The following is a 25,237-nucleotide window of genomic DNA, read 5'->3' on the forward strand; positions in this document are numbered from 1 at the left end:
TTTCTCTAATAGCGATATCTTAAATGGATAACCCATCAATAGGTGGGTTAATTAGTGAACTCATTCCAACCCCGTTGCCATTCCATGCGAAAGCGCTGTGCTTGCTCGGTTCCTTCGCACGCACCTTCATAATATAGTCCTGACAATCCAATTTGATAGGCGAAATTGGGGTTACAATACTCGCTTAGCCCTTTAACGTATCCCGCTTCGTAATCGGCTTGTTGCACCGAACCCAGCTCAGAAAGCTTTTTATAGCTGCGCTGAGTATGACCTGTGACTCCATCTTGATAACCAATTTGTTGCCAATCTCCGTTTTGTGCTAATTCAGCATCAGAGGCCGCACACCCAACCATCAACACAGCAGCGCACAATACACTTAATTTTTTCATTGTTGTCCTTAAGTTCTTATTTTCATTCAATTAGCCTAGCAGATTGCTTGTAAGATGCCACTCATTGCCTCCCAGCAGCAAAGCATTATTGATCCAGATGATGAGACGAGCCCTAAACCACTTATTGTGTGAAATAGCCACTTAACTGGCTATAGTGCCGCTCACTGGAAAAGCAGATGTTTCTCGTCACAGAGCCCTTTATTATCCACAGTGAGCTTAATTCATTCATAAAGGACAATTGCTATGATGTGGTTTCTTACCTGTGTCGCAGCCCTACTGGCCGGATACTTTATCTACGGCGCTTTTGTAGAAAAAGTATTTGGTATTAACGAGAACCGTAAAACACCGGCCCACACCATGAGTGATGGCGTGGACTATGTTCCTATGTCGACCAAAAAAGTCTACTTGGTACAATTGCTTAATATTGCTGGCGTAGGCCCAATTTTCGGCCCAATCATGGGCGCACTCTATGGTCCTGCAGCAATGTTGTGGATTGTCGTTGGCTGTATTTTTGCAGGTGCGGTGCATGACTACTTTTCAGGCATGTTGTCGGTACGCAATGGCGGCGCTTCAGTGCCCACCATTACTGGCCGTTACCTAGGCAATGGCGCCAAACATTTTATGAACATTTTTGCCATTGTACTGCTACTGCTTGTGGGGGTTGTTTTCGTTTCTGCGCCTGCGGGGATGATCACCAATCTGATTAACGAGCAAACGAGTCTAACGGTGAGCATGACCTCAATGGTGGTGATCATTTTCGCTTACTACATTCTCGCCACCATCGTTCCTGTCGATAAAATCATCGGCCGTTTCTACCCACTGTTCGGCGCATTGTTAATCTTTATGTCGGTTGGCTTAATGACCGCGATTGCACTTTCCAGTGAACACACTGTGATGGGCGGTTTTGAAATGAGCGACATGTTCAGCAACATGAACCCGAACGACCTACCACTTTGGCCAGCGCTCTTTATCACGATTGCTTGCGGTGCTATCTCTGGTTTCCATGCAACTCAGTCGCCATTGATGGCTCGCTGTATGGAAAATGAAAAAAATGGCCGCTTCGTGTTTTACGGTGCCATGATTGGTGAAGGCATTATCGCACTTATCTGGTGTGCGATTGCACTCTCTTTCTTTGGTTCATTGGAAGGATTATCAGAAGCGGTGAAAAACGGCGGCCCGGGTAACGTTGTGTACAGCGCATCCTTTGGCTTATTAGGTGTGTTTGGCGGCATCATCGCCTTCTTGGGTGTGGTTATCCTACCCATCACCTCAGGCGATACTGCATTTCGCTCTAGTCGTTTGATCTTAGCTGAATATTTCAATATGGAACAAAAAACGCTGCGTAATCGCTTGTTCATGGCACTGCCGCTGTTTGTTTTGGGTGCCATTCTCACTCAAGTGGATTTCGGTATTATTTGGCGCTACTTCGGTTTTGCCAACCAAACCACAGCAGTAATGATGCTTTGGACCGCTTCCGCCTATTTACTACGCCATAACAAACTGCATTGGATTGCGACTATCCCCGCGATGTTTATGACCACGGTTTGTGCCACCTTCATTCTTAATAACAGTTCATTAGGCTTTGGCTTACCGATGCAAGCATCAACCATTGCCGGTATTTTGTTCTCACTGTCCGTAACCATATATGTAATTATAATCTCCAAAGGTAAAGGCGACATCGAACTTACCGATGAAGAAAAACCGAAAGCAGTCACAGAAACTGCATAGTGTGAATGACGCTTCGCTTGCGTTATAGAAAAGGGCTTCCATTTGGAAGCCCTTCTTCTTTTATTGGTACGTCTAATTCAAATACTTTTTATTGACTAGTCGATTTGCTTGATTTGCAGCTCTTTGGGCACTTCAAAAAACATGTTCTCTTCTCGTCCAAGCACTTCTTCAACCGATTGAGCACCAAGCTCTTTAATTCGATCTAGGATCTGATTCACTAATGCTTCGGGTGCCGATGCGCCGGCCGTGACGCCAACGGTTTTCTTACCATCGAACCACGTTGGATCAATATCTTCAGGGCAATCAATCAAGTAACCCGGCGTTCCGAGCTTTTCCGCCAATTCTTTTAAACGCGTAGAGTTTGATGAGTTTTTCGAGCCCACTACCACCACCAAATCAACATCCAATGCAAGTTGACGCACTGCATCTTGGCGGTTTTGTGTCGCGTAACAGATATCATCTTTACGTGGTCCCTGAATATCCGGAAACACTTCACGCAATTTATCAATCACATCGGCTGTTTCATCCACCGACAAGGTGGTTTGGCTAACATAATGTAAATTAGTCGGATCTTTAACGATAGCTTTTAGTGATTCAACATCTTCCGGTTTTTCAACCAAGTACATGCCGCCTTTTTTACTGGCGTATTGGCCCATGGTTCCTTCCACTTCAGGATGACCTGCATGGCCAATCAGCACTACTTCCATACTGCGGCGACTGGCTCGAGCCACTTCCATATGCACTTTAGTCACCAAAGGGCAAGTGGCATCAAACACGGTTAATGCACGCGCTTTCGCTTCAAGTCTCACTGCTTGCGAAACGCCATGAGCAGAAAAGATCACAATATTGTCATCAGGTACTTCGTGTAAGTCCTCAACAAAAATGGCCCCGCGCTGCTTCAGCCCTTCCACCACAAAGCGGTTATGCACCACTTCATGCCGTACATAAATCGGAGGCTGATACAGCTCAAGTGCGCGTTCAACAATGCTGATCGCACGATCAACACCGGCGCAAAAACCACGAGGGTTGGCTAACAATATTTTCATTTCATTGCTCATTGAATAGGGTTATCGCAAGTTGCCAATTATTCTACAGACAAAATTTCAACATCAAAAATGACATCTTGTCCTGCAAGTGGGTGGTTAAAATCAACCGTTACCGAATCGCCCGCAATAGCGGTGATAATGCCAGGAATTTCTAAGCCATCGCGGCCACTAAACGCCATAATCGTGCCAACTTCCACCTCAGTATTACCGGCAAATTTGGCGCGATCCATATGGTGGATGTTATCTGGGTTAGACAAACCAAACGCGTCTTCGGCTTTTAACTCAATGGTTTTGGATTCTCCGGCACTCAGACCGATTAAGCACAACTCAAAATTGTCGCTTAGACTGCCATCACCAATAACCAATTTCGCTGGTTTGCCCATATTATGAGTGCTATCCGCAATAGAGCCATCTTTTAATTTAATGGTGAAGTGTAGGGTTACCGCACTGTTTGCTTTTATTGTCGTCACGTGATTTCTCTTTATTTATTTTAGTGTGGAGACAAGGCATCCATAACGACATAAAAATGCCCGTTTTTAGTACGCCTATCGCCACCGTATTTTTAGAGATGAAGAGTAAACAAAAAGCGCCACCTGAATCAACAGACAGCGCTTAGGGTTATTCAACTATTTTAGCCATTATGAGTGCGCATCGTCTTTTTTACGAAAGCCATCAAGGATAATCATTGCTGCACCAAGGCAAATGGCACTGTCAGCCAAGTTAAACGCTGGCCAGTGATAATTGCCCCAGTAGAAATCAAGATAATCAACCACAAAACCGTGCACGATACGATCAAACACGTTGCCGATTGCGCCACCAATAATCATGGCATAAGCGATATTATGCCACTTCTCTTGCGCAGGCAGCTTACTCATCCAGTAAGTGAGGAGCCCCGTCACCGCAAAGGCAATAGCGGTAAACAACCAACGTTGCCAACCCGCTTGATCGCCTAAAAAGCTAAATGCCGCACCATAGTTATGTACATAAAGTAGGTTAAAAAAAGGCATTACTTCGATGCGATTTGCCCAACCATACCCCATGTTATCCATGACCATCAGCTTTATACCGACATCAAGGGTAAAGACCAGAAGCGCTAGCCATAGCCAGCGAACTCCTGATTGTTTCCAAGTAAGCGTCTGCTCTGCCATATTGAATCCCAATATTATTAAGCGAACTTACGAACTTCGCCTTCACCATCCACGTTCGACACACAACGGCCACAAATAGTTTCATGACCAGTGATAGTGCCAACGTCAGGAGTATGATGCCAACAGCGATCGCACTTCTCTGCTTCGGTTGCGCTGACCAACACAAACAAACCTGCAGTTTCCGTTGCTTGTGCCGCATCGCTTTTCTCAGCCAGAGGCTTCACTATCGCTTTTGATGTCAGCAGTACAAAACGCAGTTCATCTTCAAGCTTGTTTAACTGAGCCACTAAAGCGTCATCAGCAAACAGCACCACTTCAGCTTGTAATGAGCCACCAATGATTTTTTCACTGCGAGCAGTTTCAAGCAACTTGTTCACCGAGCTACGAACTTTTTGCATCTCTGCCCAAAATTCATTGTTCAACTCTTCGCCTTCAGTTAACCCAAACAGACCTTCAAACCACTCACCCGTGAAGACAAATTTTTCACGCGGCTCGCCATTAGCTTGCATCGCTGGCATTTCGTTCCAAATTTCATCAGCCGTAAATGACATAATCGGTGCCATCCAACGAACCAAAGCCTCAACGATGTAATACAGCGCCGTTTGACAGCTACGCTGTGCATGTGCACCTTGTTTAGCGGTGTATTGGCGATCTTTAATCACATCAAGGTAGAACGAACCCATTTCAATTGAGCAGAAGTGCATCAAACGTTGGATCACGCCATGCGTATTATACTCTTCATATGCTTTAACAATTTCTTGTTGCGCCGCAAAGGCACGGCCTACGGCCCAGCGATCCAGCGACACCATCTCGTCTGCTGCAACCATATCCGTTGCTGGGTTAAACCCATTGAGGTTGGCTAAGAAGAAACGTGCTGTATTACGGATACGGCGATAAGCATCCGCCGAACGTTTTAGAATTTCGTCAGAAACCGCCACTTCGCCAGTGTAATCAGTCGATGCAACCCATAGACGCAGGATGTCTGCACCCAGTTTATTGGTGACATCTTTTGGCGCAACCACGTTGCCGATTGATTTTGACATCTTGCGGCCATGACCATCGACCACAAAGCCATGCGTCAATACTTGTTTGTAAGGCGCAGCACCTTTCATTGCTACCGATGAAATCAATGAAGATTGGAACCAACCACGATGCTGATCTGAACCTTCAAGGTACAGATCTGCACCGTGACCATTGAACTCTTCGCGCTTATCAACAACGGCGTAGTGAGTCACACCAGAGTCGAACCACACATCCAGTGTATCGAGTACTTTTTCGTAATGCTTGGCATCTTCCTCGCCCAAGATCTCAGCAGTGTCGACATCCCACCACGCTTGAATCCCTTTTTGTTCTACCAATTGCGCCACTGTTTCAATCAGCGCAGGGCTATTAGGATGAAGTTCTGCCGTCTCTTTATGCACAAATAACGCAATCGGTACACCCCAAGTACGCTGACGAGAAATACACCATTCAGGACGACCTTCAATCATTGCTTCGATGCGGCTTTGACCCCATTCCGGCATCCATTGTACGCCTTTGATCGATTCTAGAGCTTGGGCGCGTAGACCGGCTTGCTCCATAGAGACAAACCATTGTGGTGTTGCACGGAAAATGATTGGAGTTTTATGACGCCAGCAGTGAGGATAGCTATGCTCGTAGGCATGGTGGTGCAACAAAGCACCTTTTTCTTTCAGTACTTCAAGTACAGAGTCATTCGCTTTAAACACATGTTGACCAGCAAATAGCTCGGTGTCTGCTAGATATACGCCGTTTGAACCGACAGGGTTGGCTACTTCAAGGCCGTATTGCTGACCGACCACGAAGTCTTCTTGACCATGACCAGGTGCAGTATGAACGACACCAGTACCCGATTCAGTAGTTACGTGCTCACCCAAAATCGCAGGCACAGTAAATGCGTAAAATGGATGATCAAAAGGCATTAGTTCAAGGTCTGCGCCTCGGCAAAAACCAAGGTTGTGGTAATGACTGATGCCAGCACGATCCATGACACTTTTTGCAAGTTCTGACGCAACGATAATGCGTTCAGCAGAGCGTTCACCGTCTGCTTCAATTTGCAGCAAAACATATTCAAGATCATCACGTAAGCAGACTGCGCGGTTAGCTGGCAAGGTCCAAGGTGTGGTTGTCCAAATGACAATCGACACTTCACCGTGGCCGACGTGATCAGCCGCGAGCGTGAACTTTTCAAGCAGCGCCGCTTCATCGGCTGCTTTGAATCGTACGTCAATCGAAGGTGACACTTTATCTTTGTACTCAACTTCCGCTTCAGCCAGTGCTGAACCACAATCAGTACACCAGTGAACAGGTTTGAAACCTTTCAGCAGGTGCCCTTTATCGGCAATTTTACCCAATGCGCGAATAATGTTCGCTTCGGTGGCGAAATCCATGGTGCGATAAGGTTTATCCCACTCACCCATGATGCCCAAACGCTTAAAGCTCTCTTTCTGGCCTTCCACTTGACCTGCTGCATATTCACGGCATTTTTCACGAAACTCAGCCGCGGTCACTTTCTGGCCCGGTTTGCCGACTTTTTTCTCTACCATCAATTCGATAGGTAGCCCGTGACAGTCCCAACCTGGGATGTAAGGCGCGTCAAAACCAGATAAGGTTTTCGATTTGATAATAATGTCTTTAAGAATCTTATTCAGTGCGTGACCAATATGAATATCACCGTTGGCATAAGGAGGGCCATCGTGCAATACGAAAGATTTTTTGCCTTTTTTGGCTTTACGGATTTCGCCGTAAAGATCTTCTTGATACCAACGCTTTAACATTTCTGGCTCACGTTTAGCCAGATCGCCACGCATTGGAAACCCTGTTTCAGGTAGGTTCAGGGTATCTTTATAATCACTCATCGATTCTTAATTCCGTTATATTGGGCGACGTTAGACATGATATTAATCGGTGGAATAATCCGACTAATTCTTTAGCTGATGCAACCACACCCTTGCCGCATCAGCATCCAATTCAATTTGTTGCTTTAACGCTCCAAAAGATTCAAATTTCTTTTCATCTCGAAGCTTATGTAAAAGTGCCACTTCTAGCTGTTTGCCATATAAATTGGCATGAAAGTCAAACAAGTGTACTTCAAGTTGTTGGCGAACCCCGTTGACTGTTGGCCTATTACCAATATTGGCAATTCCTCCGATGGGCGAGTTATCAAGGCCATAGACATTGACGACGTAAACACCAGAGACCGGTGAAACACAGCGCTTAAGCGGAATGTTCGCTGTAGGGAAACCAATGGTTCGCCCTAACTTTTGACCATGCGACACTCGACCACTGATACCGTAATCACGACCGAGCATCTGCTTAGCTAACACTAAGTCATCGCTTGCTAAAGCGTTACGAATAGCAGTACTACTCACCCGCTGTTGTTGCAAGCAAAAACTGTGGGTACTTACCACCTCAAAACCGAACTGTTGCCCAGCTTGCTGCAGCATACTGAAATTACCTTGGCGATTTTTACCAAAACAAAAATCATCACCAATCACCAGAAACTTAACACCCAACTGAGCGACCAACAAGTCACGAATAAAAGCTTCTGCCGTTAAATTAGCAAAGTGCTGGTTAAAATTCACACATAACAATCTGTCAACCGACTGCTTGTTCAATTGCACAAATTTATCACGTAATCGAGTTAACCGAGCTGGTGCATTGTGCTTGGCAAATAATTCTAATGGCTGCGGTTCAAACGTCATGACCACCGAAGGTAAACCCAATAATTGCGCTTTCTTGGATACTTGCTTCAAAACTTGCTGATGTCCTAAATGAACACCATCAAAGTTTCCGATGGTTAATACACAGCCATGATGCTGTGGCTTGATATTGTGAATGCCGCGAATCAATTCCATTAGAAAATGCTTAAAACCTATAGTTCTCAATTAGCAAGGTGCGAAACCGACGGATTATATACTAATCACCATTAATCTGTCGCCGCTTTTAAGTCTTTTAAACGCACGCCAAGCACGGCTAGGCAAAGCAAATAACTGACCGCACCGATACTGATCAGCATCACCAATGATGTAGCCCTCTGTGTCAGACTCCACTCTAGCCATGTTGACATTTCTTCCAATTGCCAAACAATGACCACAACCATCGCACTGCTGGCCACCATTAAGCGAATAATAAAACCAATAGTTTTACGGGTGATCTGATACACCCCTTGCACATGTAACCCTCGGTAAAGCAGTGCCATGTTGATAAAAGCAGATAATGACGTAGCTAACGCCAAACCAACATAACTTAAATGCCACGCTAAAAGCGCATTGAAGACCATATTAGAGATCATGGCGATAATGCCATAACGAACTGGCGTTTTGGTGTCTTGCCGAGAGTAGTACCCTGGTGCAAGCACTTTGATCAGCATAAAACTGATCAAGCCCAAACCAAATGCATAGAGTGACAACGCCGTTTGATTGACATCATTCGGGGTAAACTCACCTCGCATAAATAGCACCATAAGCATCGGTTTTGCCAACACAATCAGGCCTAACATCGCAGGAAAACCGAGCAGACAAACCATACGAATACCCCAATCCATGGTTTGCGAAAATCCTTCGCTGTGGGCATCAACATGTTTACGGGATAATGCAGGCAAAATAACGGTAGCGATCGCAATACCAAATAAGCCTAACGGAAATTCTAGCAAACGGTCTGAATAGTAAAGCCAGCTGATGGAGCCCGTTTGTAAGAAGCTGGCAATGAAGGTGTCCAGCAATAAGTTAATTTGACTGACCGATACCCCAAAAAGAGCGGGCAACATCAAGGTGCGAATTTTCACAACCCCCGGTTCATTCCAACCCCATTGAGGCCAAACCAATAAACCTGCTTTGAGCAAAAATGGAATTTGAAATAGAAACTGGACCAATCCTCCAAGAAGGACGCCAATCGCCAAGCCAATTTCCGGTTGTTGTAAGTGCGGCGACAAAAACCAAGCGCAACCGATGATCATCACATTCAAAAATACAGGGGTAAAAGAAGAGACGGCAAACTTGCCCAAGGTATTGAGAATCGCTCCTGATAAAGCAACAAAAGTGATGAACCATAAGTAAGGAAAAGTGATTTTTAATAATAAACTCGCAAGCTCAAACTTATGCGCATCAGGACCATCATTAAGCCAATCTAAAAACCAACCAGCCCCAAACAGTGCCGTGACCGCACCAGAGCATAAGATCCCCACAACAGTCACCAAAGTGACAATCACCCCCAATGTGCCAGATGCTTTAGCAATCAGCTCGCGTGTTTTATTGATATCTCCCGATGAATGGTATTCGGTCAGTACTGGAACAAACGCTTGAGAAAAAGCCCCTTCGGCAAATAGCCGACGTAAAAAGTTAGGAATTTTATTAGCAAAGAAAAAAACATCGGCACTCGCACCTGCCCCCATCAAATTCGCAACAACTACGTCACGAACTAGGCCCAACACACGAGAAATCAACGTCATAGCACTGACAATCAAGCCAGATTTGAGTAGGCGTTTGCTCACTATTACCTCGAAAAACAAGCCAAAACGTCATTATCCACAGCAACACATAAGGAATGTCAGTGCGAGATCAGATAAGTATTAGCATTGGAAAAAAAATACTGTTAGAATCCCCGCATCTTAACCGCGATGACCTTCCTATACCAAAATTTGTTTGGCCTAGAACGGTTTTTGCACAAATCATTTGACAATTGAGAGCAAATAAGGGATATTCCCCGCCCTTAAATTGTCACCGAACTAAGTTTTTGGGAGTTAGACCCTTGGCAAATAGTAAATCTGCTAAGAAGCGCGCTATCCAAGCTGAGAAACGTCGTCAGCATAATGCTAGCCGTCGTTCTATGATGCGCACTTACATGAAGAAAACCATCGCAGCTATCGCAGCTGGCGATAAAGAAGCTGCAACTGCTGCATTTGCTGCAGTTACACCAATCCTTGACCGTATGTCGACTAAAGGTCTTGTTCACAAGAACAAAGCTGCTCGCCATAAGTCTCGTTTCGCTGCAGCAATCAAAGCTCTATAATTTAGACTTGGTTCCACGCGAAAACAAAAACCGGCTAAGGCCGGTTTTTTTATATCTGCAATGTCAAGTAAAGTATTTACTCTAATTTTAATATAAAAAAATCCGAACTATGTTACTGAAACATAATTTCGGATTGTGTATTTTTCAAAACACTAGCGGCAGTATAAACCGTGTAACAACTCAATCATCGCCTTGATCTCATGGCTGCTGAGTGTGTAGTAAACCGTCTGAGCTTCTTTTCTTGTATCCACTAACCCATCTCTTCTTAACCAAGCAAGATGCTGCGAAAGTGCCGATTGACTCAATTCTAATTTCCCACATAGCTCACCAACCGACAGTTCTTGATTGTGTAATAAACACAATATTTGTAGGCGTCTTTCGTTAGCCATAGCCTTTAACAACACCACTGCTTTAGCGGAATTTTTTTCCATTTCTTGTAGGTTCATGAATAAGCTCCCTTGGAACAACTTCTTACATCAAACGCATCACAAGTTTGCATCTTCCTTAACCCAACATGTTATGAGTTTATAAGTAAGGTTAGTACCTTTTTCTACGTAGTTTAATTGTTATACCGTTTATGACGGCAACCATTCAATAGAGCGTCAATAACGGCATCAGAAGGCGTATAACCAGTTTAGATTAGTATTACTTGGCAAGCGATAATTAATAATATTGCTAGATAATGAGATAGTAATCTATTTATCGTTAGTAGTGAAAGCATCATACAAACAAATTATTAAAATCTGCATCGCAAACATTTTTCACTGCTGGGTGTTGGATCATCCTCTCAGCAAAAATGACGTAGTACTCTTCTTTTAAATCATCAATCTGACCGATAAGTTGCAAAGGAAGATCATCACCAACTTCAGTCACATAAATTGAGGGCGCTAAAAAAATTGCATCATGATGATAACGCGCAAAAGCTTTCATCAATGCCGCATCATCAAACTCCCCCAGAATATTCGGCTTCAGGCCTTGACGGTCAAACCATTGCAATAGATTACGCCCCATCGCGGTTCGGCTTCCCGGTATCAACAACTTTCTCTGCTCTAAAATGGCGGGAAAAGAGACATTTTCAACCTTGCCTGAACAAAAAAAACTCATGTGACTCTCACCCAGTTTTTTGCTGAACAGGCCCGGGCTTTGGCTGGAATCGACGGGATAATCAGAGAGAATCATATCCAATTTGTGTTGTGAAAGTTGCTCTAATAACATTTCATGGGTCGATTCAAAACAACGCAAGTGGATACTGCTATCGGCCGGGACCGTCGTCATCAGTATTTTACTGACAAGCCGTTTAGAGAGGGCATCCGCCACTCCTACATCAAACAGCAGATTAGAGCGCTGACTATAATTGACAATATCGAGCATCTCATAACTTAAGCCGAACATCCGGTCAGCATATTTAAAAACCAGTTGCCCAAGTTCTGTCGGTTCAATGCTACGACCATTACGCTTAGTAAGCTTACCATCCATGCGCTCTTCAAAAGCCTTAATTTGCCCAGTGACGGTTTGCGGAGTCAAGAAGAGTGCTTCTGCAGCTTTAGTGACCGATCCCTGCTTGCATACCATCCAGAAGTAGTAAAGATGATTGTAGTTGAGGTGAAACATGATAAGGACACTCAATTTTATCTGGTCGTTGTTTATAACAAACCCAAGCCAAATGAGCAATTAACTCGGAAAAACCGAACTTAAGAACGTTAGCTAATCTTAATACCGAGCAGTTAGAGTTCAAAAATGACAACTTCGTCATAAAATATCTAAAACTAGCGTCCCTCGCCCTCCTCCTCCACGCTGTTAAAATCGCATAACATCATGAAAATTCAATAAATAAAGAATTAAAAGTCACCGTGAAACTTGTTTTTATCAGAGTTATCAATGAGAAACCCACTGTCATATAAATGAAATAATTATTCTCTACTATCTCGCTCAGATTCAACAACAGACCGAACAACACTCAAAAGGTCAATGGAGAAAAGAAAATGAACCAAGCGACAACTACTGCTGCACCCATTGCGAGTACCACTCGTTGGCTGCGTTGGGCGAACTTGGCATTCATGCTCTACCTACTGCTACTTGCAGTGGCGATGGTAGGTAGTGGATTTAAATGGGCAACAGGTGATCAAGCTAAGGTACTGTTTGAGTTTGCCTCACACCCAATAGCGGGGTTGATGATAGGGTTAGCCGCCACAGCATTGATTCAATCTTCAAGCACCGTAACCTCTATCATTGTCGGTCTTGTGGCTGGCGGATTACCTGTTGAAATGGCGATCCCAATGGTTATGGGTGCCAATATTGGCACCACAGTAACCAACACGCTTGTTAGCCTTGGACACGTTCGTTGCCAAGTCGAATTTAAACGCGCTTTTGCAAGTGCAACAATTCACGACTTCTTTAATCTTTTGGCGGTACTGATTTTCCTACCGTTAGAGATGATGTTTGGTATTTTAGAGAAAATTTCTCATTGGCTTGTGTCACCTTTGCTCTCTACTGGTGATATGAGCATGAAAGGACTCGATTTTATCAAACCTATCACGAGCCCAATTATCACGGCACTAAAAGGCCAGCTGATCACTTTTGGTGAAGTTGTAGGTGGCGTGATGTTGATTGTACTTGGTATTGCGACCATTTTTGTGGCTATCACTGTCATGGGTAAGCTCATGAAGAGTTTGATGGTGGGCCGTGCGAAAGAGATACTCAAAGATGCCATTGGGCGCGGACCGCTGCACGGTATCCTTTCAGGTTCAATCGTCACTGTATTGGTTCAATCTTCTTCAACTACCACCAGTTTAATGGTTCCGCTGGTCGGCACTGGTGTATTGAAAGTACGCGATGTTTACCCATTCACTTTAGGGGCTAATATTGGCACTTGCATTACCGCCCTACTCGCGGCAACGGCCGTTTCTGGTGAGTTTGCGGTATTTGCCTTGCAAATTGCTTTAGTCCACTTAACCTTTAATGTATTAGCCACTGTGTTGATCTATGGGGTTCCATTTTTACGTGAACTGCCAATTAAAGGCGCAGAAATGATTGCTGAGATGGCAACAAAGAATAAAGCGGTCGTTGCGGGTTATTTACTATCGGTCTTTATCATTATGCCTGGCGGTATACTGGCACTAACGGCTTAAGTAACGAACAAACCACACGACAGATCAAAAAAATCCCCGAGCAACGCTTCGGGGATTTTTTACAACTAGAAAACAGTACTTTTTAATAATGCGAGAGAGCAACTAAACCGAAAACGGGTACTGGATGGCATCATGGCATTGGTAGCCTTCAATCCAGAAATCATCCAAGGTAACCCAAGTTTCAAGATCTTCTAGCGTTTTAATTTTCGGGTTAATATGAAACTTCGCCATAGGGAGCGGTTCACGCTTAAGTTGTACATCTTTCATCAACGCCAGTTGGTCTTCATAGATATGCGCATTGACGATCTTATGGTAGGCCACGCCAGCTTTTTTGCCGGTAATTTGCGCCATAATTGCGAGGAACACGTAGACCTGAACCATATTAAAATTCAAGCCAAGCGGGACATCACACGAGCGTTGCGTACTATTGAGATACAAAGTATCACCCAACAAAGAAAAGTGATGACTGTACATGCAGGGGCGCAAGCAACCCATATGAAACTCACCTGGGTTGTAAAAGTTTAGGATTTCGCCTCTATCATCAACGCCACGTGAAAGATCATCAACAATCTTACGCAGTTGATCAATCTGCCCACCATCCGCCTTGGCCCACGCACGTCCTTGAACTCCATACACGCGGCCCATATCATCTTCACCTTTGCGGTATGGATTGTTAAGCCAAGCTGCATTTAAATTCGCATTCGCATCCCACGTTTTGGTTCCTAAAGCGCGAAAATCGGCTGCATTATCGTAGCCACGAATATAACCAAGTAGCTCAGCAACTGCGGCTTTCCAGAAGCTTTTACGCGTTGTCACTAACGGGAATTGATTCTGACCTACATCGTAGGTGAGATCAGCGTTAACCACCGTTAGGCAGCGTTTGGCGGTACGTTCATTTTCGATCCAAACGCCCTCATCAACAATTCGCTGACAAAGTTCAAGATACTGTTTCACAAACTATCCTTAACACTATTGAGTCACTTTATGGTTAACCTTGTACGCCCATACCATCATCAGTGCACCGACAATGATCATCGGTAGCGACAGGATTTGCCCCATGGAGATAAATCCAGCGAACAATCCTAATTGTGCATCAGGTTCACGAACATATTCGACAAGGAAACGGAATGTTCCGTAGCCTATCAAAAATAGCCCTGAGACTGAACCAATTGGCCGATTTTTGCGGATAAACAGGTTCAATATAATAAACAGCACAATCCCTTCTAAGAAAAACTCATAAAGCTGTGATGGATGACGAGGCAAAGGCCCGCCGTTTGGAAAAATGATCGCCCATGGAACATCGGTTACTCGCCCCCACAATTCACTGTTCATGAAGTTGCCTAGTCGTCCCATGCCTAAACCAAATGGAACCAAAGGAGCCACAAAATCGGCGACACCAAAAAACGTCCGGTTATTTTTACGTGCATACCAAAACATTGCACTGATCACGCCAAGTAGACCACCATGGAAAGACATCCCGCCTGTCCACACTTTAAAGAGATAGAGCGGGTCTTGGAGAAACAGATCAAAATTGTAAAACAACACATAACCGACACGACCACCAATGACCACCCCTAAAAATCCAGCAAACAGCAAATCCGAGACTTGCTCACGAGTCCAGCCACTATTTGGTTTGTCCGCTCTGCGATTGGCAAGCCACATCGCAAAAACAAAACCAACTAAATACATTAAGCCGTACCAGCGAATGGATATAGGGCCAATCGCAATCAGCACGGGATCAATATTTGGGAACTGTATAAAACCCTGAGACATAAACGTGTTCTCTTACTAAAAATGAGGTGAAGATAATAAGTGATTAAAACAGCATAGTTGCCGCTATAACCATCAGAAAAACGGAGAATATTTTTTTCAATACCGCCGTCGGTAACTGAGTCGCGTAATGCACTCCTAATCGAGTAGTGAGAATTGAGGTCGAAGCAATGGCGACTAACGCAGGTAAATAGACATAGCCAATGCTGTAAGGTGGTAAATTCTCCACTTGATAACCGTGCAAAATAAAACCAATCATGCCAGAGATTGCGATCACACACCCACAGACAGAAGAAGAACCGACGGCTTTACGCATTTCAACGCCATGACGATTCAAAAAAGGAACGGAGAGCGAACCGCCACCAATTCCCGCTAAACTAGAGACAATACCAATACCACTGCCACACAGCATGGTCACCCACGCACCGGGCATCGTTCTTTGCATTTGCGCTTTTATCGATAAAAACATTTGAATCGCCAGGCAAAAAACAATCACGCCAAATACTTTCGGTAGATATTGAGTCGGGATCACATCTGCGATCATTGAGCCAACAAACCCACCGACGATAACGCCAGGCATGAGCCACTTGACGACAAACATATCCACATTACCCAATTTAAGGTGATTTAATGCCGAAGAAGCCGAAGTAACAATGATGGTCGCTAGCGATGTCGCTAACGCTAAATGCATACTAAGTTCGGCGGAAATACCCGCTTTGGGAAGCAAAAGAAGCAACGCCGGAACGACAATTAAACCACCACCAATGCCCAGTAAACCAGCCATAAAACCAACGACTGAGCCCAATAACACCAGCAACACCATCAACTCAAAATTCACATTGGTTCCTATTTTTTGCCTGCGCGGATAAAGCCAGCAAAGCCTTTATCTTCAAAGTATGAGTGCATCATATTATAAATGTCGTTGCCGTAAGGTTGCATCAACGCTTTGTCAGCAAGTTGCCGTAACTGTCCTAATTGAGAGTGCCTCACCAAATATTTGACCTTGGCTACGTTGGAGGTATTCATACTTAGCATGCGATAACCCAAACCAATTAATAACAGTGAACCGATAGGGTCTCCGGCCAACTCACCACACACGCAAACAGGTATACGATGAGACTGGCAAGTTTCTAAAATCTGTTTAAGCGCCATCACCACCGCTGGATGCATGGAGTCATAGACATCAGCAACATGTGCATTGTTCCGATCAACGGCCAACAAATATTGGGTTAAATCGTTGGTTCCAACCGAAACAAAGTCCACTTTGCTCGCAATCAATGGTAGAAGATAAATCATCGATGGTACTTCAATCATAATGCCAATCTTGGGCATTATGATCCGATCATCAACGCTAGACACTTCTCGATACGCTTGCTCAATCAACCGCATTGCGTCGTCCAACTCTTTCGTTCCTGAAATCATTGGCAATAAAATGCTGAGATTTTGGTTATCGCCGCTGGCACGCATCATCGCCCGCAGTTGAATCAAAAAGATATCGGGATGATCGAGCGTAAAACGAATGCCTCGCCAGCCAAGAAAGGGATTGTCTTCTTCAATGGGTAGATAAGGCAGTGCTTTATCGCCACCAATGTCTAACGTTCTCATCACCACCCGTTTATCAGGATAAGCGTTCAAAACGCTGCGATACTGCTGCACTTGTTCTTCTTCTGATGGAAAGCGATGTTGCAGCAAAAAGGAAATTTCGGTTCGATACAGCCCGACACCATCAACCCCTTGGTTAATTGCGATGTTGGTATCCGCACTTAATCCAGCATTGAGCATCACTTCAATACGAGTGCCATCTTGCGTAAAAGGAGCTTCTGCAATGGTTTCATTAACCATTTGAGAAAGTTCGCTTTCTTCATAAGCTAAAGCGCGATATTCCGCCAGAATTTGTCTATTTGGTGAGATAAAAACCTTGCCGCTATAACCATCGACAATGCCCTTTTTACCGTTGATCTCCTTGAGATTAAGTGAAATCCCCATCACTGCGGGAATGCCCAAGGCCCGTGACAATATTGCTGCGTGGGAATTGGCAGCACCTTCTAAAGAGACCACCGCCAGTAATTTATCTTTAGGAATAGCGGCGAGAATTGAAGCAGTAAGTTCGCGTACCACCAAAATGATCGGTTTATCAAGTTGCTGCTGCTCATGCTCAGTTTTGTGCAAAAAGAATAGCAGTCGCTGACCTAGCTCACGAATATCCTGTGCACGCTCACGTAAGTAAACATCTGACATCTTCGCAAAACGGTTGGAATAACTCTCCACAACTTGCCGTAATGCCCAATCTGCACGATCACCTTTTTGGATCTGGCTTTTCAGATCGTTGCGTAGCATCGGATCATTGAGTAGATGAGTAAAGAGATCGAAGATGGCTAACGCATCTTTATTAATATCACTATCGAGTTTTTTTCTTAAACGACGAAAATCGTTCAAGGCGCTTTCTACCGCCAGCACTAGCCACTCTTGTTCTCGTTCAATATCGAGCGTTGAGGCGGGGTAAACATCAGACAGTTGAGGCTGGGTGTCATCCCACCAAAACTCACCAATCGCGATGCCAGATGACGCAGCAATGCCACTGGTGGATAACTGCTTTTTCGAAAGCAGCCACTGCCCTTGTGTTTGAGCATGAGCAATAATCACGGCCACTTGCGCCGCCAGAGTGACAATAAAAGACTCTTCCATCTCACTAAATAAGCGAGGTGTTTTTTGCTGCACGACCAACACACCCAATACTCGCTTGCGATGAATAATCGGCGTACCAAGAAAGCTTTGATACACCTCTTCGCCAAGCTGTTTGAAGTATTTAAAATTAGGATGTTTCGACGCTTCAGCAATGTTGATTGGCTCAGCTGAACGTTTCACTAAGCCCACTAAACCTTCGTCAAAACCGATGTGGATTTTGTCGCCTTTGAACTTTAAGCCTTGCGTTGCCATCAGTTCTAGACGATGTTTTTCTTCGTTAGCAAGATAGACAGTGCAACACTCGGTACTCATCGCATTGCACGTTTGCTTAACCAAAATATCCAAGGCTTGGTGTACATCTTCTACCTTGGATACTTGTTCAACTATTTCCCTTAGCTGAGAGAGCATGTCTATCCTCTTTTATTTTTGCGCTTACCTTTGTTATTACGTTCTTTAAATGGCATCGCGAATGATGCAAACTCTTTCATCGCGCGACGGTAAACATCTCGCTTGAAAGAGACTACTTGTCTCACTGGATACCAATAACTGACCCAACGCCAACCATCAAATTCAGGGGTACTGCCACGCTGCATGTTGATTCTTGATTCATCACACTCTAAGCGCAGAAGAAACCATTTCTGTTTTTGCCCAATACAGACAGGTTGAGAATCCCAACGAACGAGCCGTTTTGGTAATTTATATCTTAACCAATGACGGCTTGTTGCTATGATTTTCACATCTTTCTTTGTAAGCCCAACCTCTTCGTAAAGCTCTCTAAACATCGCTTGTTCAGGAGTTTCATCGTCGTCAATTCCACCTTGTGGAAACTGCCAAGAGTGTTGTCCGTATCGTTTCGCCCAGAATACCTGACCATGGTTGTTACAAATCACAATACCAACATTGAGTCGGTAACCATCGCCATCGATCACTGGCCAACCTCTAGTAAAATCTTAATTGCTTTGATTTTTCCACATATCCCCAATAGGAGCAAACTTACTAGTGTGATTAACACGAGATTTATGTATTCCTAATCATTAATTGGATAACTTTTCATCAAATTTAAAGTTATCAACAAAATAATGCGACACCAGCCACATTTATTCACCTTTTCTGTGAGTAACTATGTGAAGAATCTCTAGATAGCGACTTACTTCCCCAAAAAGCAAAAGAATACGGACCAATATAAAAAAGATAATAATAAATTAAATACATTAAAAACAATGAATTAATTGGATTTTCCATTATTCACATTACGTTGCGATTAACAAAAAATTGATCCTTTCACAACATGCTCAAAGATCCACCAATTAGCTCGTTATCCACACCCCCACTCTAGTAGAAATAAGATTTACTGATTAAGAGGCCCACTCTCTCAAGCAAAACCCTGTAAATGCATACAGACAAACAAAAAATGGAATATTTTCCCGATCAACCTGTGGATAACTTGAATTGCGATGATCTTTTAAGCAAAAGAAACGACACACATTGTGTATAAGAATTTGCTACAATCGCGTTTTTATCATTCAAAGTATCATGAAACCTGCACCTAAAACTGAACATGAATTAATGCTTAGAGCCCAAGACATTGCAGGCTTAAGCTTTAGTCAACTGGCCGAAGAAGCCAAGATGGCCGTGCCCCCTGACTTAAAAAAAGATAAAGGATGGGTCGGTCAGCTATTAGAGTGGCATTTGGGTGCAACGGCAGGCAGCAAACCTCAGCAAGATTTCGAGCAATTAGGTATCGAGCTCAAAAGTATTCCAATCAGTTACACAGGAAAACCACTCGAAACAACCTTTGTGTGTGTAGCCCCACTCACCGGTGTCCATGGTTTAACATGGGAGCAAAGCCACGTGCGAAATAAACTCTCTCGGGTACTGTGGATCCCAATAGAGGGTGAGCGAGAGATCCCCCTAGCCCAGCGCCATGTCGGCTCGCCATTGCTATGGAGCCCTTCACCTGCACAAGAACAGCAGCTAAAAAATGATTGGGAAGAACTGATGGAGTTCATCGTTCTTGGCAAAGTTGAGCAGATCACCGCTAAGCACGGTGAAGTATTACAGCTCAGGCCAAAAGCGGCAAACGGGCGAGCATTAACCGAAGCCTACGGTGCTAATGGCAAACCTATCAAAACCCTGCCACGAGGCTTTTATCTTCGAACTCAATTTACCGCGAGCATTCTTGAGCAACACTTTATTTAAAAGTGCTCGTTATTCATCATGAAAAAACGTAACCGTTTGATCTTTCACTGCACAATTCGTTTCCGTTTCACTGCCATCTTCGCTTATAGTAAAAACGTCACACACTCCACCAGCGAGAGCATCAAGGAAGGAATATGCAATACACCAAACTGCCTCATTCCACACTGGAAGTGAGCAAGATCTGCTTAGGTACCATGACTTTTGGTGAACAAAATAGCCAACAACAAGCCTTTGAGCAGCTCGATTACGCCTTAGACCAAGGTGTGAATTTCATCGATACTGCGGAAATGTACCCAGTTCCCCCCAACGGTAAAACCCAAGGTCTGACCGAAAGCTATATTGGCAACTGGTTAGAAAAATCAGGTAAACGTGAAAAAGTGGTGTTAGCGACTAAAGTGGCAGGCCCGCGTAACGTGCCTCACATCCGCGAAAAGATGTCACTCGATAGACGCAACATTCATTTAGCGATTGATGATAGTTTAAGACGCTTAAAAACAGACTATGTCGATTTGTATCAATTACATTGGCCTCAACGCCAAACGAACATGTTCGGCCAACTTAACTACCCTTATCCTGATCAGCAAGAAGAAGTCACCTTAATCGAAACGCTCGAAGCGCTTAATGATCTCGTCAAGGCTGGAAAAGTGCGTTACATCGGTGTGTCAAATGATACCCCGTGGGGCGTGATGACGTTGCTAAAATTGGCAGAAAAACACGATCTAGCAAGAATTGTCTCTATCCAAAACCCTTATAATTTACTGAATCGCAGCTTTGAAATTGGCTTATCTGAGATTAGCCACTTCGAAGGTGTTCAACTGCTGGCTTACTCGCCACTGGCGTTTGGTTGCTTGAGTGGTAAATATTTAAATGGCGCAAGACCTGACGGTGCTCGGTGCAGCCTATTTGAACGCTTTTCTCGCTATTTTACGGCGCAAGGTGTACAAGCCACTCACGCTTATGTTGAGCTTGCTAACCAGTATGGCCTTGATCCAGCACAGATGGCGTTGGCGTTTGTCAATCAACGTCCGTTTGTCGCATCCAATATCATTGGCGCGACAAACCTAGAGCAGTTGAAAACAAATATCGATAGTTTAGATGTCGTACTCAGTAATGAATTGCTTCTTAAAATTCAAGAGATTGGGACGACTTACTCCAACCCTTGTCCGTAGATATCTTCGGGGCTAGCGAAGCCACTAGCCCCTCGTTTTACGTTGTTATTCGCATACTTAACACACGGCGAAGATGACGAATATGACGTTCAGCTTTAATTGAGTCAGGGACTGAAACGCCAATAGCGCGTCCATCACTTTCTAAGCCAATATCTTTAAGCAAATGTTGGCTATTAAAAGGCAGCTCAAAAGCATGACGGCGAACATTTCGTTGCCATTGACGCTCTTCACGGCGTAAATCAGCACGGACCAGTAAAGTAGCAAGTTGTAAATAAATTGAATGACGCATGAGTATTCTCCAGTAGTAAACTAAACGTTGACGGCTGGAAAAATGGGGGCAAACAAGGTGGATCAACACTTTGATAAGCTGCCATTTTTCCGCAGCCTATCTCAAGGTTACGGATTAACTAAAAATCGGTGCCTTTTTTATCATCAAACATACGACAGGCGTCTGTAGTAAGAGACGATTTAGGCGCAGTAAGATCGATAGAAACGCGAACAGTATGAACAAAAACGAAATGATTCATGTTGCGCCTCCAAGCAAATAGTTAATCCAAAGTGAAATGAGTGTGTGAGCACGGCTCACGGTTAAATTCTATGCAACTGAGGTGATTATTCAACTCTTAATTTTCAAACAATTAAAAAACAATGCATTAACCTAAAATGAAAGCCAATGACAGCAAATAAGTAACACATTCAGCTAGAGAATAACTTATTCGCAAAAGATATGATTATAAAAAATGGCCACATGGATTAAATGTGACCATTTTTACTTGAAGAATCATCAAGTTAATAGGTATTTTCAGTGATTAAGTTATGTTTATTAAGCAATCGATACATAGTAGCTCTAGATACACCTAGCTCTTTGGCGGCCATTGAGACTTGCCCTGAGTTGGATTCTAGAACCAGTAATAGCGCATCTCGCTCTGAACGCTCACGAATGCTTTTTAGGCTGCGCTTACCATCACTGCGTTTTGGTAAGTCGAGTTGCAATTCATCCAACATGACTGAATCGGACATCAGCACCACACGTTTGATCTGATTCATCAGCTCACGAACGTTACCCGGCCAGTGATAACGAGCCAATGAACGCGCCGCTTCTTCAGTAAAACTGCGCGCCTGCGCGTTAAACTCTTTTGAATACTCCTGCAAGAAGTGGCGTGCCAGTAAAGCAATATCACCCGCCCGCTCTTTTAAGCTCGGGACATTAATACGCAATACGTTGATATAGTGGTACAGCTCTTCGTTAAAATTGCCATCAATCAGCGCTTTTTCAATATCGGAAGAGTTGGCGGCCAAAATACGCACATCCACCTCTTTGACACCCATTGAAGTTTCTATCGTTCCTTCTTGCAGGAAGCGCAAGAGGTTAGCTTGTTGGCTTTTAGGTAGCGTGAGAATATCTTTGAGTAGGATCGTCCCACCATCTGCCCGCTCCAATAATGAAGTTTGAGATGAGTCTTCACAACCAATACCGAATAGCTCACATTCAAAGCGGCTCTCCGATAAAGCTCGGCAATTCACTGAAATAAAAGGTTTTTGTGCGCGAGACGAGGTTTTGTGTACCGCTCTCGCGACCGTCTCTTTGCCCGTTCCATTTTCCCCATAAATGAGGATACTGACATCTGTAGGGCCGATGCGTTTGATCTGATCACGCAAGCGCTTCATGGGAGTGGATTCACCAATTAAACCAATATCCCCTGTTGCTCCATAATGTGGCCATACTTTTTTCTCTAACTTAAGCATTCCAAGTTGGTGTCCAATGGTGCTCAGTAGCTGCGCATCGGGAATCGGCGCCGTAAAAAAGTCGATACAAAAGTTAACAATGAATTGGCAAATCGTATCCGAGCTCAACTGTGATTCGCGAATGAACGCCAACCAACGTACTTGTTTATGGTTGCTGACCAAATTTGCAATGCCATTGAGGCTGAATTCATCATGGCTCAAATCAACAATACCAATGCATGGGCCTGTTTCTGCAAACAAGGCATCCGCTTTACGTAAATCTGCGCATTGTGTACAACGCCAACCAACCTGTTCAAGTACAGATAACCAAGGCTCGTATGTCCCACCAACGACGACAAGCGAACCAGGGACAGAATCCATTCGGAATTGAGTGCCCATCTATTATTCCTTATCTTTAAATTTATATGCAGTGCTACTTTTGGCACATTAAACGGCTGTTACATTAACGAGACTTGGCGCTGTAGTCTGTCTCAATCATAAGACTAGACAACAAATAAGCGCTTTGCCATTTAATATAGGGAACTATTTCATAATCCTTTCGAAATTTTTGTCTGTTAGTCCACGCTAGTGAACAAAACTTTTCAGACTAATGCAAAAAAAAACCGCCTATTTAGGCGGTTTATCGGAACGAAAGTAGCAATTACTGCTGTGGGCGCATCGCAGGGAATAGGATAACGTCACGAATCGTATGGGTGTTGGTGAGTAACATCACCAAACGGTCAATACCAATGCCTTGACCCGCCGTTGGTGGGAGACCGTGCTCTAACGCAACAACATAATCAGCATCGTAGAACATCGCTTCATCGTCGCCAGCATCTTTGGCATTCACTTGCGCTAAGAAGCGCTCGTCTTGATCTTGAGCATCATTAAGCTCAGAGAAGCCATTGGCGACTTCACGACCACCGATGAAGAACTCAAAACGGTCAGTGAAGAATGGGTTGTTATCGCTACGACGCGCCAATGGTGAAATATCCGCAGGGTATCCAGTGATGAAGGTCGGTTGCATCAACTTAGGTTCGGCCGTTTCACCGAAGATCTCTTCAAGCAGTTGGCCGCAAGTCCAGAAAGGTTCAACGTCTACATGAACCGATTTCGCGATAGATACCATGAGCTCACGGTTTTGCAGATCCTGTTCAGTTAACGCTTGGATTTGAGCGTGCTCTGGGTTGTAGTGTTTGATGGCTTCAAACATACTCATGCGAGCATATTGACCACCAAATTCTACCGTTTCATCACCATAAGGCATTGAAGTCGAACCTAAAACTTCCTGTGCCACAGTGCTTAATAACTCCTCGGTAAAGTCCATCAGATCATTGTAATCTGCGTACGCCATATAGAATTCCATCATAGTAAATTCAGGGTTATGGCGAGGAGAAAGACCTTCGTTACGGAAGTTACGGTTGATTTCAAACACGCGATCAAAGCCACCCACAACTAGACGCTTAAGGTAAAGCTCAGGTGCGATACGCAAGTACATTGGCATGTCGAGCGCATTGTGATGAGTGATGAATGGACGCGCACTAGCACCGCCAGGGATCACATGCATCATTGGCGTTTCTACTTCCATGAACTGTTTTGAGATCATGAAGTTACGAATTGCAGTCATTACTTTAGAGCGAACAATGAACGCATTACGTGAACTTTCATTAACAATCAAATCCACATAACGTTGGCGGTAGCGCATCTCTTGGTCAGTCAAACCGTGGAACTTCTCTGGTAATGGACGAAGTGCCTTTGTCAGCAATTCGTACTCTTCCATATTAACGTAGAGATCGCCTTTGCCAGATTTGTGCAACGCACCTTTCACGCCGATGATGTCACCAATGTCTAGACCTTGGTATTTTTCCTTCAGCTCAGTTTGAACCTCTTTTGAAGCATAAGCTTGAATACGACCAGAGGTTTCTTGAATAACAAGGAAAGGGCCACGTTTCGCCATGATACGCCCCGCAATCGCCACAACATGGTTTAAGGCTTCTAACTCTTCTTTGCTCTTTTCACCGAATTGCTGTTGAAGATCGCCCGCAAGGCTGTCACGACGAAAGTCATTTGGGTGGCCATTCGCTTTACAGCTCTTACGGATGTGATCCAGCTTGCTGCGACGCTCTGCGATGAGTTTGTTCTCTTCTTGCGCTATTTGCTCTTGATTCATTTCGTTTTGAACAGCATCAGTCATTTTACATGTACCTTATATGTCGGTAAAAA

Annotated in this window: 22 protein-coding genes; 5 read left to right on the forward strand and 17 right to left on the reverse strand. The window is 44.2% G+C overall.

Annotated features, from left to right (window positions below; all coding sequences use genetic code 11):
- Window positions 1–47: 47 nt before the first annotated feature.
- Window positions 48–389, reverse strand: a complete 342-nt coding sequence (locus N5E84_RS09735) for a DUF2799 domain-containing protein (RefSeq protein WP_029388330.1) — start codon at window positions 387–389, stop codon at window positions 48–50.
- A gap of 243 nt (window positions 390–632) precedes the next feature.
- Between N5E84_RS09735 and N5E84_RS09740 the strand changes: the two genes are divergently transcribed.
- Window positions 633–2,117, forward strand: coding sequence for a carbon starvation protein A (locus N5E84_RS09740; protein ID WP_019282734.1), 1,485 nt, complete (start codon window positions 633–635; stop codon window positions 2,115–2,117).
- Between the two features lie 95 nt (window positions 2,118–2,212).
- Here the strand turns inward: N5E84_RS09740 and ispH are convergent, their stop codons facing one another.
- From ispH to murJ, 6 genes are all read right to left on the reverse strand, one after another.
- Complete coding sequence (gene ispH / locus N5E84_RS09745; RefSeq protein WP_013857553.1) at window positions 2,213–3,175, reverse strand: 4-hydroxy-3-methylbut-2-enyl diphosphate reductase; 963 nt, start codon at window positions 3,173–3,175, stop codon at window positions 2,213–2,215.
- A 26-nt stretch (window positions 3,176–3,201) separates the two neighbouring features.
- A complete protein-coding gene (gene fkpB / locus N5E84_RS09750) occupies window positions 3,202–3,633 on the reverse strand; it encodes an FKBP-type peptidyl-prolyl cis-trans isomerase (RefSeq protein WP_013857554.1) in 432 nt (143 codons plus the stop codon).
- A gap of 168 nt (window positions 3,634–3,801) precedes the next feature.
- Window positions 3,802–4,311, reverse strand: coding sequence for a signal peptidase II (lspA, locus tag N5E84_RS09755; protein WP_026028078.1), 510 nt, complete (start codon window positions 4,309–4,311; stop codon window positions 3,802–3,804).
- Window positions 4,312–4,328: 17 nt separating this feature from the next.
- The gene (gene ileS / locus N5E84_RS09760) at window positions 4,329–7,187 is read right to left on the reverse strand and encodes an isoleucine--tRNA ligase (RefSeq protein ID WP_019282735.1); all 2,859 of its coding nucleotides are present in this window, start codon (window positions 7,185–7,187) and stop codon (window positions 4,329–4,331) included.
- A gap of 63 nt (window positions 7,188–7,250) precedes the next feature.
- Window positions 7,251–8,186: a bifunctional riboflavin kinase/FAD synthetase gene (gene ribF / locus N5E84_RS09765; protein ID WP_026028079.1), complete on the reverse strand. Its 936-nt coding sequence runs from the start codon at window positions 8,184–8,186 to the stop codon at window positions 7,251–7,253.
- Window positions 8,187–8,257: 71 nt separating this feature from the next.
- Window positions 8,258–9,820 (reverse strand): murein biosynthesis integral membrane protein MurJ, encoded by a 1,563-nt coding sequence (gene murJ / locus N5E84_RS09770; RefSeq protein ID WP_026028080.1) that lies wholly within the window; start codon window positions 9,818–9,820, stop codon window positions 8,258–8,260.
- A gap of 257 nt (window positions 9,821–10,077) precedes the next feature.
- On the opposite strand from murJ, the gene rpsT reads away from it, so the two are divergent.
- Entirely contained in the window at window positions 10,078–10,338 is a 261-nt protein-coding gene (gene rpsT / locus N5E84_RS09775; RefSeq protein WP_026027444.1) for a 30S ribosomal protein S20, read from the forward strand.
- A gap of 152 nt (window positions 10,339–10,490) precedes the next feature.
- Here rpsT and N5E84_RS09780 read toward each other — a convergent pair whose 3' ends face one another.
- Window positions 10,491–10,784, reverse strand: a complete 294-nt coding sequence (locus N5E84_RS09780) for an ArsR/SmtB family transcription factor (RefSeq protein ID WP_026028082.1) — start codon at window positions 10,782–10,784, stop codon at window positions 10,491–10,493.
- Window positions 10,785–11,058: 274 nt separating this feature from the next.
- A complete protein-coding gene (nhaR, locus tag N5E84_RS09785) occupies window positions 11,059–11,949 on the reverse strand; it encodes a transcriptional activator NhaR (RefSeq protein WP_026027442.1) in 891 nt (296 codons plus the stop codon).
- 371 nt (window positions 11,950–12,320) lie between these two features.
- Between nhaR and N5E84_RS09790 the strand changes: the two genes are divergently transcribed.
- A complete protein-coding gene (locus tag N5E84_RS09790; protein WP_019282736.1) occupies window positions 12,321–13,466 on the forward strand; it encodes a Na/Pi symporter in 1,146 nt (381 codons plus the stop codon).
- Window positions 13,467–13,568: 102 nt separating this feature from the next.
- Here the strand turns inward: N5E84_RS09790 and N5E84_RS09795 are convergent, their stop codons facing one another.
- Genes N5E84_RS09795 through rppH form a run of 5 tightly spaced genes read right to left on the reverse strand, consistent with a single transcriptional unit; the run spans window position 13,569 to window position 18,850 of the window.
- Complete coding sequence (locus tag N5E84_RS09795; protein WP_017043268.1) at window positions 13,569–14,420, reverse strand: thymidylate synthase; 852 nt, start codon at window positions 14,418–14,420, stop codon at window positions 13,569–13,571.
- Between the two features lie 15 nt (window positions 14,421–14,435).
- Complete coding sequence (lgt, locus tag N5E84_RS09800; protein ID WP_013857591.1) at window positions 14,436–15,239, reverse strand: prolipoprotein diacylglyceryl transferase; 804 nt, start codon at window positions 15,237–15,239, stop codon at window positions 14,436–14,438.
- Between the two features lie 43 nt (window positions 15,240–15,282).
- A complete protein-coding gene (locus tag N5E84_RS09805; protein WP_069211891.1) occupies window positions 15,283–16,074 on the reverse strand; it encodes a sulfite exporter TauE/SafE family protein in 792 nt (263 codons plus the stop codon).
- A gap of 8 nt (window positions 16,075–16,082) precedes the next feature.
- Window positions 16,083–18,329 carry a phosphoenolpyruvate--protein phosphotransferase gene (gene ptsP / locus N5E84_RS09810; RefSeq protein ID WP_069211892.1) on the reverse strand — a complete coding sequence of 749 codons (2,247 nt, stop codon included), beginning with the start codon at window positions 18,327–18,329 and terminating at the stop codon, window positions 16,083–16,085.
- A 2-nt stretch (window positions 18,330–18,331) separates the two neighbouring features.
- Window positions 18,332–18,850: an RNA pyrophosphohydrolase gene (gene rppH / locus N5E84_RS09815; RefSeq protein ID WP_010319133.1), complete on the reverse strand. Its 519-nt coding sequence runs from the start codon at window positions 18,848–18,850 to the stop codon at window positions 18,332–18,334.
- Between the two features lie 604 nt (window positions 18,851–19,454).
- Here rppH and mutH point away from each other — a divergent pair.
- Together mutH and N5E84_RS09825 are read left to right on the forward strand one after the other, a co-directional pair.
- Window positions 19,455–20,120: a DNA mismatch repair endonuclease MutH gene (mutH, locus tag N5E84_RS09820; RefSeq protein WP_010319132.1), complete on the forward strand. Its 666-nt coding sequence runs from the start codon at window positions 19,455–19,457 to the stop codon at window positions 20,118–20,120.
- Window positions 20,121–20,254: 134 nt separating this feature from the next.
- Entirely contained in the window at window positions 20,255–21,289 is a 1,035-nt protein-coding gene (locus tag N5E84_RS09825; protein WP_013857595.1) for an NADP(H)-dependent aldo-keto reductase, read from the forward strand.
- 37 nt (window positions 21,290–21,326) lie between these two features.
- Here N5E84_RS09825 and N5E84_RS09830 read toward each other — a convergent pair whose 3' ends face one another.
- From N5E84_RS09830 to lysS, 3 genes are all read right to left on the reverse strand, one after another.
- Window positions 21,327–21,578 carry a hypothetical protein gene (locus tag N5E84_RS09830; RefSeq protein WP_010319130.1) on the reverse strand — a complete coding sequence of 84 codons (252 nt, stop codon included), beginning with the start codon at window positions 21,576–21,578 and terminating at the stop codon, window positions 21,327–21,329.
- Between the two features lie 500 nt (window positions 21,579–22,078).
- A complete protein-coding gene (gene vpsR / locus N5E84_RS09835; protein ID WP_017043264.1) occupies window positions 22,079–23,413 on the reverse strand; it encodes a cyclic-di-GMP-binding transcriptional regulator VpsR in 1,335 nt (444 codons plus the stop codon).
- A 262-nt stretch (window positions 23,414–23,675) separates the two neighbouring features.
- Entirely contained in the window at window positions 23,676–25,208 is a 1,533-nt protein-coding gene (gene lysS / locus N5E84_RS09840; RefSeq protein ID WP_013857598.1) for a lysine--tRNA ligase, read from the reverse strand.
- Window positions 25,209–25,237: the final 29 nt, after the last annotated feature.

Source organism: Vibrio sp. J502, assembly GCF_025397955.1.
Lineage (GTDB): Bacteria > Pseudomonadota > Gammaproteobacteria > Enterobacterales > Vibrionaceae > Vibrio > Vibrio anguillarum.